This window comes from Xanthomonas sp. CFBP 8443 (assembly GCF_025666195.1).
Lineage (GTDB): Bacteria > Pseudomonadota > Gammaproteobacteria > Xanthomonadales > Xanthomonadaceae > Xanthomonas_A.
In genome coordinates this window covers 3,372,428-3,384,506 of record NZ_CP102592.1, presented here as the reverse complement: position 1 = coordinate 3,384,506, position 12,079 = coordinate 3,372,428, and the positions used below count along the sequence as shown (strand labels likewise).

Sequence of the window (12,079 nt, the reverse complement as noted above, 5' to 3'; positions counted from 1 at the left end):
GCGCCTTCACTGGCATCGGCGGCGATTTTGGCGATACTCGCCACGCAATCCGCCGCCGGCCGCCCGCTCCCGTGATCAAGCCACCCAAGCCCGACAACGAAGCCGACCGCCTGCGCGCGCTGCACGCGTTGCGGATCCTGGATACCGAACCCGAAGCGTCCTACGACGACCTGGTCGGCATCGCCGCCAGCCTGTGCGATACGCCGTCGGCCCTGATCTCGCTGGTCGACGCCGAGCGCCAGTGGCTGAAATCGCAGCGCAACGTCACCCTGCTGAGTGCGACGCGCGACGACTCGTTCTGCGGCCACACCATCCTGACCCCACAGCAGGTGATGGTGGTCAACGACGCGGCGGTGGACCCGCGTTTCGCCTTCAATCGATTGGTCACCGAGGTCGGCGTGCGCTTCTACGCGGGCTCGCCCCTGGTCAACAGCGACGGGCTGGCGGTGGGCGCGCTGTGCGTACTCGACCGGCGCCCGCGCACGCTCGAGCCGGAGCAGGTGGTGGCGCTGCAGGCGCTGTCGCGGCAGGTGATGCAGCTGATCGAACTGCGCCGCACCAGCCATGCGCTGGCCCTGCAGCTGCGCGAGCGCGACTGGTACGAGCAGCAGCTGGCGCAGTACCAGTCCACGCTCGAATCGCTCAACGCCGACCTGCTCGAACAGTCCCGCACCGATCCGTTGACCGGGCTGCTCAACCGGCGCGCGTTCGCCACTGCGCTGATGGTCAACGCGGAGGCGGCGCGGCTCAGCGCCAGCCCGCTCAGCGTGGCCCTGCTGGACCTGGACTACTTCAAGAACATCAACGACCTGCATGGCCACGACAAGGGCGATGCGGTGCTGCTGGCGTTGGCGGACATGCTGCGCGCACGTGCGCCGGCGGGCAGCCTGGTGGCGCGCTACGGCGGCGAGGAGTTCGCGGTGCTGATGCCGGGCCTGGACGCCGCTGCGGCCATGCACGAATGCGAGACGCTGCGCCAGGAGACCAGCCTGCTGCAACTCGGGGTGCCGTTGACCGCCAGTTTCGGCGTGGCCGTCTACCAGCCGGAGGAGAGCGCCGAGCAGTTGCTCAAGCGCGCCGACCTGGCGCTGTACCAGGCCAAGCGCGCCGGCCGCGATTGCGTGTCGCTGGCGGAGTGAACCGCGCCGGCGAGGCGCGCTCACTCCAGCGCGTTCTTCGCTTCCGACGTCGCCAGCAGTTCCGGATGCCGCAGCGGCTTGTCGCGGGTCAGCAGCGGATGCAGGAACACCGCGCCCAGGATCACCGCCACACCCAGGTAGAACAGCGCGGTGAGTTGCTTCTGCTCGTCCAGCAGCACGATCGCGAACATGATTGCGTAGACCGGTTCCAGGTTGGTCACCAGCTGCACCGCGTAGGCGCTGAGGCGGCGCAGCGCGACCAGCGCCAGCGCGAACGGCAGCAGCGTGCACAGCAGCGCCAGCGCCAGCAGCAGCGCGGTGTCGTGCAGGCTGGGCAGCACCAGCAGCGGCCCGCTCAGCGCCGGCAGCACGAACGGCAGCAGCGGCGCCAGCAGGGTCAGGGTCAGGGTGCCGGCGCCCAGTTCCAGCGCGGTCACGGTCAGCGGGTCGGCATGGTCGACCAGGCGCTTGTTGAGCGAGCCGAACGCGGCGACGAACAGCGCCGACACCGCGCCCATCGCCACGCCGGCGCGCATCCCGTCGGGGACGCCGCCGACCACCAGCGCCACGCCCGGCAACACGGCCAGGCCGAACACCAGTTCGCTGGGACGGAACGGACGCTTGGCCACCCATGGCTCGATCACCGCGGTGAACACCGGCGCCAGCGCGATGCAGGTCGCCGCCACCGAGGCGTTGGCCAGCTTGATCGCGCCGTAGAAGGTCAGCCAGTGCAGGCCGACCAGCGCGCCGACCGCGGCGTAGCCGAGCAGCAGTTTCGGGGTCAGTGCGGCCAGTCCGCGCCACACCCGCGGCAGCAGCGCCAGCGCCGCCACCACCATCAGCATCCGCCACCACACCAGCGGCAGCGCCGGCAGCGTAATCAGCTTGCCGAGGATCGCGGTGATGCCCCACAGCAGCACGCAGAAATGGATTTGCAGTTGGGCTTTGGTGGTGGGGTGCAGGGGCATGCGGGTATTGTCGCGCGTTGGGCGCGGGATGGGGACTCGGACTCGGACTCGAAAATCAAAAAACGCCTTTGCAGGCGCTTTTTTGATTTTCGAGCTGGATCGCGCCAAGCGCTGACAGAGCCGCTGTTACGAGTCCCGGGTCCCGGGTCCCGAGTCCCGATCAACACCTAGCTCAGCCAACAACGCCATCGCCGCGGCCGGGTTGCGCTCCTTGGCGGCGCTGATGAAATACACGAAGACCTCGCGCGGTTTGGCCGCGGCCATGGGCGTGCCGGCATGCGGCAGCGTGTCCGGGTCCTCGCCGCGGCGCCAGGCCTGCACCTGCGCCGCCCAGGCACGCAGTTCCTTGGGCGGGTAGCCGTGGGCCAGGTTGGCGCGGCTGCGCATCAGCCGTGCGTAGACGAAGTCGGTACCGAGGTCGGCGAAGGACGGGTAGTCGGGCGAATCGGTGAACACCGTGGCCACGCCGTGGGTGCGGGCCAGGTCCAGCAGGCGCGGGCCGACGCTGGCCGGGTCGCGCACTTCCAGCACGTGCCGCAGCCGGCGGCCGCCGCCTTGTTGCGGCAGCAGGTCCAGGAACACGGCGAGGTCGTCGAGGTCGAGCGTGCGCCCATGCTCGAACTGCCACACCAGCGGGCCGAGCTTTTCGCCGAGGGTGACGATGCCGCCGATGAAGTCCTCGACCTGCGCACCGGCGCCGGCCAGCCGGCGCATGCCGGTGATGCGCTTGGGCGCCTTGGCCGAGAACAGGAAGCCCGGAGGCGTCTCGTCACGCCAGCGCGCGTAGGTATCCGGCTTCTGCGTGCCGTAATAGGTGCCGTTGATCTCGATGCTGTTGACGTGGCGGCTGGCGTATTCCAGCTCGCGGCGCTGCACCAGCCCCTGCGGATAGAACATGCCGCCGCGCCACGGCGCATAGGTCCAGCCGCCGATGCCGACGCGGATGCCGTCGGGTGCGGCCGGGGCGGAGTCGAAGAGATCGTTCATGCGGGAGCACCGGCAGCGGGCAGGCTGCGATTGTGCCGCAGCACCCTGTCGTCGCGATGTGCGCTGTCGCCGGTTTCACCGCGCCACGGCGCGGTGCGATGCGCTGTGGTGTGATGCGCTGCGAGCGTAGCGTCCATACGCTGCTGCGCGGCAGCATGCAGCCGCTGACCGCGGCGACGTCGGCATCGCGTGAAGCGATGCCAGCGGCATGCGCGCATCGGCCGCAAGCCGGCGGCCGACCTCGGGCGTCTAGCCAGCCACCGCCGAGCCCGCCAACGCGGCGCCGACGCGGGCACGCTCGGCGTCCATGTCGGCCAGCGGCCGTACCTCGATGCTGCCGAAACGCGACCACGGGAAATGCGCGGCGATGCGCATCGCCTCGTCGTGGTCGCGGGCATTGATCAGGTTGAAGCCGGCGAGCAGTTCGCGGGTCTCGGCGAACGGGCCGTCGGTGATGCGCGCCTGGCCTTGGCGCGTGCGCAGAGTGCGGGCGTTGGCCACCGGCTGCAGTTGTTGCGCCAGCACCAGCGTGCCGTCGGCCTGCAGCGCATCGGCATGCTGCAGGCAGCCGTGCATCAGCCGGTCGTATTCCTCGCTGGGCAGGGACTGCAGCAGCGATTCGTCGATGTAGATCAGCAACAGGAATTGCATGGGGGCGACCGGACGGGGCGGGAGGCGCACATGATCGCGCAGCGCGGCGCGGAGGCGTGTTGCGGTGCCGCATCCGGCCGCCGCCGCAAACTATTTTTTGCGGGCATGTCGATCTGCGCGTTCCCGGGACGTCGTACCCCATGAACGGCCCGGCCACGGGGCCGCACCCAGGAGTGAACCATGAAAGTGATGGTGCTGGTCAAGGCGACGGCCGATTCGGAGGCCGGGCAGTTGCCCAGCGCGGAGGAATTCCGCGCGATGGGCGCCTACAACGAACAACTGGTCGAGGCCGGGATCATGCTCGCCGGCGAAGGCCTGCATCCGAGCGCGCGCGGCCGCCGCGTGCGCTTCGCGCCGGGGCAACGGCAGGTGATCGATGGGCCCTTCGCCGAGACGCGCGAGCTGCTGGCCGGGTTCTGGCTGTGGCAGGTGCGCTCGCTGGACGAGGCCACCGAATGGCTCAAGCGCGCGCCATTCGAGGCGGGCACGGAGGTCGAACTGCGCCAGGTCATGGACATGGAGGATTTCGGCGCCGGCTTCACGCCCGAACTGCAGCAACAGGAACACCGCCTGCGCGAGCGCATCGGCAATGCCGATTCAGCCGCGTCATCCCGCATCCACACCGAGGAGAACACCCGATGAAACTGATTCCTTTCCTGAGCTTCGATGGCGCCGCCCACGAGGCGATGGCGTTCTATGCGCAGGCGCTGGGCGGCAGCGTCGTGTCGGAGGCGACCTACCGCAACCTACCGCCCAGCGAGAACATGGACGGCTGCGGCGAGATGCCGCCGGAGACGCTCGATCAGGTCGCGCACAGCCAGCTCGAGGCCGGCGGCGCGGTGCTGATGGCCGCCGATGGCCCGTCGCCGCCGGGCGCAGGCAGCACCACCATCAACGTCGAGGTCGACTCGGTGGAGGACGCCGAGCGGATATTCGCCGCGCTCAGCGCCGGCGGCGAGGTCAGGATCCCGATCGGCGAGACGTTCTGGGCGCATCGCTGGGGCATGCTGGTCGACCGCTACGGCAAGCCGTGGATGGTCAACTGCATGAAACAGCCGTGACCGCCGCACCTTCCCTTTTTTCGTTCGAGGAAAACCGACCATGTCCGATTCGCCGCAGATGATCTTCGTCAACCTGCCGGTCCGCGACCTGGAGGCCTCCAAGGCCTTCTTCGCGGCGCTGGGCTACAGCTTCAATCCGACCTTCACCGACGCCAACGCCGCGTGCATGGTGGTCAGCGACAGCATCTTCGTGATGCTGCTGACCGAGGCGTTCTTCGCCGGCTTCACCAGCAAGCCGATCAGCGATGCGCGCGCGGGCACCGAGGTCATCACCGCATTGTCGGCGCCCAGCCGCGAGGCGGTCGATGCGGTGCTGGCGAAGGCGCTGGCCGCCGGTGCGCGCGAGCCGCAGGCGGCGCGCGACTACGGTTTCATGTACCAGCGCGGTTTCGAGGACCTCGACGGCCACCTGTGGGAGTTCGCGCACATGAGCGGCGAGCCGGGCTAGGGCGGCGCCGCGGCCGTGCGGCTTGTGCCGCGCCGCGACCGGTGCTCTGATTCGGCGCATGGATAACGCGCTCACGCAACGGCTGGAGACGGTCTGGCGCATGGAAGCGCCGGGCCTGATCGCACGCTTGACCCGGCTGCTCGGCGGCGACGTCGGCCGTGCCGAGGAACTGGTGCAGGACACCTGGTTGGCGGCGCTGGAGCGCTGGCCGGTGCAGGGCATTCCCGACAATCCCGGAGCGTGGCTGATGACCACCGCGCGCAATCGCGCCATCGACGTGCTGCGCCAGCACCAGCGGATCGCCGGGCAGCATGCGCAGTGGGGCGAGCTGCTGGAGCCGCAGCCGCTGCCGGCGCCGGACGACAGCGATGCGCTGGAGGACGACATCGGCGACGACCTGCTGCGGCTGATGTTCGTGGCCTGCCATCCGCTGCTGCCGGCGGACGCGCGGGTGGCGCTGACCCTGCGCCTGCTCGGCGGCCTGAGCACGGAAGAGATCGCGCGCGCCTTCCTGCTGCCGGAGCCGACCATCGCCCAACGCATCGTCCGCGCCAAGCGCACGTTGGCGCAGAAGCAGGTGCCGTTCGAGGTGCCGCGGCAGGCGGCGCTGCCGCAGCGGCTGGCGTCGGTGCTGGAGGTGATCTATCTGGTGTTCAACGAGGGCTATGCGGCCAGCGCCGGCGACGACTGGATGCGGCCGGCGCTGTGCGAGGAAGCGTTGCGCTTGGGCCGGGTGCTGGCGCATCGCATGCCGACGTGGCCGCAGGTACACGGGCTGCTGGCGCTGATGGAACTGCAGGCCTCGCGCAGCGCCGCGCGGGTGGGTGCCGACGGCAGTCCGGTGCTGTTGCCCGAGCAGGACCGGGCGCGCTGGGACTGGCTGCAGATCGCGCGCGGCCAGGCCGCGCTGCAGCGCGCGCAGAGCCTGGGCGGTGGCGACGACGCCTACGTGCTGCAGGCGGCCATCGCCGAATGCCATGCCTGCGCGCGCCGCGCCGAGGACACCGATTGGGCGCGGCTGGCGGCGCTGTACGCGCGGCTGGCGCAGTTGCATCCCTCGCCGGTGGTGGACCTCAACCGTGCGGTCGCGGTCGCGCGCGCCGAGGGCGCGCCTGCGGCCTGGGCGCTGCTGCAGCCGCTGCGCCAGGACCCGCGGCTGCGCGACTACGCGCCGCTGGCCGCGGCCTGCGGCGATGTGCTGCAACGCCTGGGGCGGACCGACGAGGCCCGCGCAGCGTTCGCGCAGGCGGCCGCGCTCAGCGCCAACGCGCGCGAGAAGCAGGCGTTGCTGGCCCGGGCTGCGGCGCTGTAGCCCGGCACTGCCGCGCAGGCCCGGTGCTGGCCTACACTCGGTCCTGCGCTGCGGCGCATGGCGGGGCGCGGGAGATGGCGTTCCCGGTTGACCGCAGTGACTGCAACGTCGGGGCGTGCGCAGCGCCATGCGCGCTGCGGCAGGTCGTGTCGGAGTGGCCATCGGCGGCGCGTTGCGCTGCGGACGCCGCGCGCGGCGCCGGTAGCGGCGTCTTTCTTTGATTTCAGGAGCGATGGATTTGAAAAGCATGTCGATGGGCTGCGGCCTGCTGCTGGCGATGAGCGCCACCGCGCAGGCGCAGGCGCCTGCCCCGGTGGAGGCGGCGTTGCCGCCGGCGCTGCAGGATCTGGATGCGCGGGTCGAACGGGTCCGCAAGCAGTTCGACGTGCCGGGCATCGCCATCGCCATCGTCAAGGACGGGCAGGTGGTGCTGGAGCGCGGCTACGGCGTGCGCGAACTCGGCAAGCCGGAGCCGGTGGACGCGCAGACCCTGTTCGCGATCGCCTCCAACACCAAGGCCTTCACCGCCGCCTCGCTGTCGATCCTGGCCGACGAGGGCAAGCTCAAGCTCGACGACCGGGTGATCGAGCATCTGCCGTGGTTCCAGATGTCCGACCCGTACGTGACCCGCGAGATGCGCCTGCGCGACCTGCTCAGCCACCGCAGCGGGCTGAGCCTGGGCGCCGGCGACCTGCTGTTCTGGCCGGCGACCGGCTACAGCAACGAGGAGGTGGTGCGGCGCCTGGCGCAGGTGCCGCTGAAGGGCGGCTTCCGCGACCGCTACGCCTACGACAACATCCTGTACGCGGTGGCGCAGAAGGTGATCGAGCAGGTCTCCGGGCAGTCCTACGCCGAGTTCGTGCGCCAGCGCATCTTCGTGCCGGTGGGCATGAGCGGCGCACGCATCAACAGCGATCACCTGCAGCCCGGCGATCGCGCCGCGGTCGGCCATGCCAAGTTCGACTTCCGCGAGCTGCGCACGGTGCCGCCGCTGACCTGGTCGAACAATGCCGGTGCCGGCGGCATCTACGCCAACGTGCACGACATGGCCAAGTGGATGCAGGTGCAGCTCGACGGCGGGCGCCTGCCGGCGGCCGGCGGACAGGAGCGGCGCCTGTTCAGCGCGCAGCGACAACAGGAGATGTGGCAGGTGATCACGCCGATCGCCATCGCCGAGCCGAGCGTGCCGGAGCTGCTGCCGGCAAAGCCCAACTTCGCCGGCTACGGCGAGGGCTGGAGCCTGAGCGACTACCGCGGCAACAAGCTGGTCTGGCACACCGGCGGCTGGCCCGGCATGGTGTCGCGGCTGACCCTGGTGCCGGAGCGCAAGCTGGGCGTGATCGTGCTGACCAACCAGGAAGTCGGCGCGGCGTTCAACGCGCTCACCCTGCAGGTGCTCGACGCCTATCTCGGTGCGCCGGCGACCGACTGGACCGCCGCCTACGCCGCGGCGGTGGCCAAGGCCGACCAGAAGGCCGACGAGGACTGGAGCAAGCACCAGGCCGCGCGCGACGCCACCTCCACGCCGTCGCTGCCGCTGGCCGGCTACGCCGGCACCTACCGCGATCCGTGGTACGGCGACGTGGCGATCGTGCAGCGCGGCAAGCAGCTGGAACTGCGCTTCAGCAAGACCGCGCAGCTGGTCGGCACGCTGGAGCACTGGCAGCACGACACCTTCATCGTGCGCTGGCGCGACCGCTCGCTCAACGCCGATGCTTTCGTCAACTTCGCGCTGACGCCCGACGGCAAGGTGCGCGAGGTGCGCATGGACGCGATCTCGCCGCTGACCGATTTCAGCTTCGATTTCCAGGATCTGTTGCTGACCCCGGTCGCCGACGCGTCGTGAGCGCGGTGGTGCCGATGCTCTCGCACGTGCATCTGGGGGTGAACGATTTCCCGGCCGCGTTCGCGTTCTACGCGCCGCTGTTGCAGGTGCTGGGGCTGCAGCTGACGTTCCGCGACGAGGTGCGCGGCTGGGCCGGCTGGACGGCGCCGGACGCGCCACGGCCGTTGCTGCTGATCGGCCGCGCCTTCGACGGGGAGTCCGCCATGCCGGGCAATGGGCAGATGCTCGCGCTGCAGGCAGCGAGCCGAGCGCAGGTGGATCGCTGCCATGCATTGGCGCTGGCCCACGGCGCGCGCTGCGAAGGCGCGCCCGCGTTTCGCGCGCACTACCACCCGGACTACTACGGCGCATACTTCCGCGACCTGGACGGGAACAAACTGTGCGTGTGCTGCCACCGCACGGAATGAGTGCGGTGGCTGCTGCGCTGCTGTTGGTTGCTGCCTCGTTTCCAGATGGCCCACCGCGTCAGAAATAGACGCCGACCGCCCAGCCGATTGGTTGTAGGAGCGGCTTCAGCCGCGACCCCGAAGCCGGAAGGCATCCGGCTTCGGCAGCAGTCGGGACTGAAGTCCCTCCCACAGGGAGCCGGACCGGCCGTGCGATGGCCTTTCGGCACGCGCAGCTTGGTTGTGGGAGCGACTTCAGTCGCGACATCGAAGCCGAAGACCGTCGGCATCGGTGGTAGTCGCGACTGAAGTCCCTCCCACAGGGAGCCGAACCGGCCGTGCGATGGCCTTCGGCACGCGCAGCTTGGTTGTGGGAGCGACTTCAGTCGCGACATCGAAGCCGAAGGCCTTCGGCTTCGGTGGCAGTCGGGACTGAAGTCCCTCTACAAGAAGCCATACCGCGGCAGCACCGGCCCATGGATGCCCGCGCAGCGGCAAGCAGTGGCGATCGATCATCCGGCGTCGGCACCGATGTCGCCGCGCGCCAGCGCGAAGCCCTCGTCCCGCCAATCGATGACGCCGCCGATCGTGCCAGCCTATTCGACCACCCATCTGCGGTATTGCCTGCAGGATCGCCGGGACGGGGTGCAGCTGGCCACGCGTTGCGCGCGCGCCGCATCGTTGCTCAGCGCTGTGCGGCGGGCGGGCCCAGCGAATCGCGCAGCAGCAAGCGGTACGGCAGGGTCTCGCAGGCCGCCGGCTGCGGCGCGCGCAGCCGCGCCAGCAGCAGTTCCAGCGCGCGCCGGCCCATCTGCTGCAGCGGTTGCTGCACCGTCGCCAGCGCCGGCGACACCTGTTGCGCGACCAGGGTGTCGTCGAAGCCGCAGATCGACAGGTCGGCGGGCACGCCGAGCCCACGCAGGCTGGCGCTGCGCAGCACGCCGGCGGCCATCTCGTCGTTGGCGGCGAACACCGCGCTGGGCCGGCGGCGCTGCCCGAGCAGGCGCTCGCCGGCTTCGATGCCGGAGGCGAAGTCGAAGCGGCCCGGCGCCACCAGGCGCTCGTCGTAGGCGATGCCGGCGGCTGCCAGCGCATCGCGATAGCCGGCCAGGCGCCACTGCGTCGCGCCGTGGCCGGGCAGGCCGCGGATGTGGGCGATGCGGCGATGGCCGAGCCGCACCAGTTCGCCGACCAGTTCGCGCGCGGCACGCCGTTCCTCCAGGCGTACGCCGGGCCAATGGCGCTGCCGCCGCGGCGAGATGCAGGCCAGTGCGATGCGCTCCGCATCCAGGCGCCGCAGCAGCGCGTCGTCGTCGGTCAGCGGCGGGATCAGCAGCAGGCCGTCGATGTGCTGGTGCCGCGCCAGTGCGACCAGCGCATCGGCGTGGTCGGGGCGGCTGCGGTCCACCGGCGCCAGCATCAGCGTGTAGCGCTGCGCGCGGCAGGCCTCGAGCACGCCGTTCTGGATCTCCATCTGGTAGTACGAGGGATTGTCGTAGACCAGTGCCACCGCGTAGGAGCGCTGCCCGGCCAGGCTGCGCGCGGAGGGGTTGGGCTGATAGCTCAATTGCTGCATGGTCTGCTCGACCTTGCGCCGGGTCTGCTCGCGCACGTTGGGCTCGCCGTTGATGACCCGCGATACGGTCTTCATCGAGACGCCGGCGTGCGCGGCGACGTCCTCGATGCGCAGGCCCTGCGTCGCGCGTTTGCTCATCGCGTCGCGCCCGCCGCCGGTGCCGCCCAGATGAAGCTGGCGATGCTGCGCGCCGGCAGGGTGTAGCGGAAGCCGCGTGCGCCATCGGCCACCGCCACGGTGCGTTCGCGGTCGGCGCTGTTGACCGCCACCAGCACTCGCGAGCCGTCGGGATTCAGGAACGCCACGTTGTCCACGCCTTCGCCGCCTTCGCTGGAATCGATGCGCCAGGCCTGCGGCCGCACGAAGCGGCTGGCATGGGCGAGCGCATAGTACTCGTCGGTGCGCACCACGCGCTCGCCGTCCGCGGCGATGTCGACGACGCCGCGACAGGTGTCGCAGCCACCGGCATGCGGACCGCCCTGCAGGTCCAGCGCAAGGTTCCAGAACAGCACGCCGCGCGCGCCGTGGCGCACCGACTGCACGATCAGCCGCCGCGCCTGCAGGGTCAGGCCGCCGCTGCGCAGCGGTTCCCAATCGCCGCCGGAACACTCGGTCATGTAGGCGTCCTTGTCCGGGTAGGCCGCCTGCACCGGGCTCTGCGCGGCGGGATCGCCGGCATAGCAGTGCCACGCGACGGCGGCGACATGACGCCGCGCCCGCGCATCGACGAGCACCGCCAGCGGCTCGTGCGGCTGGTCCCAATTGTGGTCCCAGTCGAAGATCAGCGGCGGATCGCGGCGCGCGTCGAGCAGCGGGCCGAGGTGGCGGCCGATCAATTGCGCGCGCTGGCTCGCCTCCAGGCGCATGCCCGGATAGTCCTTGGGGGTGAAGCCGGGTTCGTTCTGCAGGGTCAGGGCGAAGATCGGCACGCCGGCCTGCGCATAGGCATCGACGTAGCGCAGCAGGTAGCGGGCGAAGGCGTCGTAGTACTCCGGCTTGAGCGTGCCGCCGATCAGGCTGCCGCTGGTCTTCATCCACGCCGGCGCGCTCCACGGCGAAGCCATGATCTTCAGCTCGGGATTGATCGCCAAGGCCTGCCGCGCGATCGGCAGCACGTCGTCGCGGTTGGGAGCGATGCTGAAGTGCGCCAGCGCCGGGTCCGGCGCGTTGTCCGGGGTATCGTCGAGGCTGTAGTGGCGGCGCGAGAAGTCCGAGGCGCCGATGGTCAGCCGCGCGAAGCTCAGTCCCAGGCCGCCGTCGGCGCGCCCGAACAGTTCGCGCATCAGCGCGTCGCGGCGCGGCGGCGGCAGTTGCTGCAGCACCCAGGCCGAGGCATCGGTGATCGATGCGCCGAAACCGAGCATGCGCTGGCGCCGCGCCGCGGCATCGATGCGGATGTCGGCGTGCGCCTGCGTGGTCCAGGTCGCGGCCGGCGCCGGGGCGAGCGCCTGGCGATGATCGTGGGTGGTGATCCAGACCTGGATCGTATCGGCCGGCGCTGGTGGCGTGGCCACGGCGAGGCTGCAGCAGACGCCGAGCAGGGCGCCGCAACAGGCACGTGCAGCGCCTCGCCGGGTAGCGCGCGCGGCCGCGAAACGCCGCGCAAACCCCGTGTTGCGCCGCAACGATTCTATGCGGCGCGACGCCGCATCGGCGAAGAACGTCATGAATTTGCGTGGCTGCGGCATTGCGCGCTCCTACCGGG

General features: G+C 70.5%; 12 protein-coding genes. 7 read left to right on the top strand and 5 right to left on the bottom strand.

The window, feature by feature from the left end:
- Positions 1 to 71 precede the first annotated feature (71 nt).
- Positions 72 to 1,139, top strand: coding sequence for a GGDEF domain-containing protein (locus NUG20_RS14155; protein ID WP_263395093.1), 1,068 nt, complete (start codon positions 72 to 74; stop codon positions 1,137 to 1,139).
- Between the two features lie 20 nt (positions 1,140 to 1,159).
- Here the strand turns inward: NUG20_RS14155 and NUG20_RS14150 are convergent, their stop codons facing one another.
- From NUG20_RS14150 to NUG20_RS14140, 3 genes are all read right to left on the bottom strand, one after another.
- On the bottom strand, positions 1,160 to 2,107 hold the full coding sequence (locus NUG20_RS14150; protein ID WP_263395092.1) for a DMT family transporter: 948 nt from the start codon (positions 2,105 to 2,107) through the stop codon (positions 1,160 to 1,162).
- A 126-nt stretch (positions 2,108 to 2,233) separates the two neighbouring features.
- A complete protein-coding gene (locus NUG20_RS14145) occupies positions 2,234 to 3,094 on the bottom strand; it encodes a DUF72 domain-containing protein (RefSeq protein ID WP_263395091.1) in 861 nt (286 codons plus the stop codon).
- Positions 3,095 to 3,343: 249 nt separating this feature from the next.
- Complete coding sequence (locus NUG20_RS14140; RefSeq protein ID WP_263395090.1) at positions 3,344 to 3,745, bottom strand: YciI family protein; 402 nt, start codon at positions 3,743 to 3,745, stop codon at positions 3,344 to 3,346.
- 180 nt (positions 3,746 to 3,925) lie between these two features.
- Between NUG20_RS14140 and NUG20_RS14135 the strand changes: the two genes are divergently transcribed.
- The 6 genes from NUG20_RS14135 to NUG20_RS14110 all read left to right on the top strand — a co-directional run bounded on the left by NUG20_RS14135 (position 3,926) and on the right by NUG20_RS14110 (position 8,819).
- A complete protein-coding gene (locus NUG20_RS14135; RefSeq protein ID WP_263395089.1) occupies positions 3,926 to 4,387 on the top strand; it encodes a YciI family protein in 462 nt (153 codons plus the stop codon).
- Complete coding sequence (locus tag NUG20_RS14130) at positions 4,384 to 4,806, top strand: VOC family protein (RefSeq protein ID WP_263395088.1); 423 nt, start codon at positions 4,384 to 4,386, stop codon at positions 4,804 to 4,806. The genes NUG20_RS14135 and NUG20_RS14130 overlap by 4 nt, the downstream gene beginning before the upstream one ends.
- A 40-nt stretch (positions 4,807 to 4,846) precedes the next feature.
- Positions 4,847 to 5,254 carry a VOC family protein gene (locus NUG20_RS14125; RefSeq protein ID WP_263395087.1) on the top strand — a complete coding sequence of 136 codons (408 nt, stop codon included), beginning with the start codon at positions 4,847 to 4,849 and terminating at the stop codon, positions 5,252 to 5,254.
- 58 nt (positions 5,255 to 5,312) lie between these two features.
- Positions 5,313 to 6,566: an RNA polymerase sigma factor gene (locus NUG20_RS14120; RefSeq protein WP_263395086.1), complete on the top strand. Its 1,254-nt coding sequence runs from the start codon at positions 5,313 to 5,315 to the stop codon at positions 6,564 to 6,566.
- 238 nt (positions 6,567 to 6,804) lie between these two features.
- Positions 6,805 to 8,412: a serine hydrolase gene (locus NUG20_RS14115; protein ID WP_263395085.1), complete on the top strand. Its 1,608-nt coding sequence runs from the start codon at positions 6,805 to 6,807 to the stop codon at positions 8,410 to 8,412.
- Positions 8,413 to 8,426: 14 nt separating this feature from the next.
- A complete protein-coding gene (locus NUG20_RS14110) occupies positions 8,427 to 8,819 on the top strand; it encodes a VOC family protein (RefSeq protein WP_263395084.1) in 393 nt (130 codons plus the stop codon).
- A gap of 664 nt (positions 8,820 to 9,483) precedes the next feature.
- On the opposite strand, the gene NUG20_RS14105 is transcribed toward NUG20_RS14110, so the two are convergent.
- Positions 9,484 to 10,512 carry a LacI family DNA-binding transcriptional regulator gene (locus NUG20_RS14105; protein ID WP_263395083.1) on the bottom strand — a complete coding sequence of 343 codons (1,029 nt, stop codon included), beginning with the start codon at positions 10,510 to 10,512 and terminating at the stop codon, positions 9,484 to 9,486.
- Complete coding sequence (locus tag NUG20_RS14100) at positions 10,509 to 11,888, bottom strand: glycoside hydrolase family 30 protein (RefSeq protein ID WP_263395082.1); 1,380 nt, start codon at positions 11,886 to 11,888, stop codon at positions 10,509 to 10,511. Before NUG20_RS14100 ends, NUG20_RS14105 begins: the two co-directional genes overlap by 4 nt.
- Positions 11,889 to 12,079: the final 191 nt, after the last annotated feature.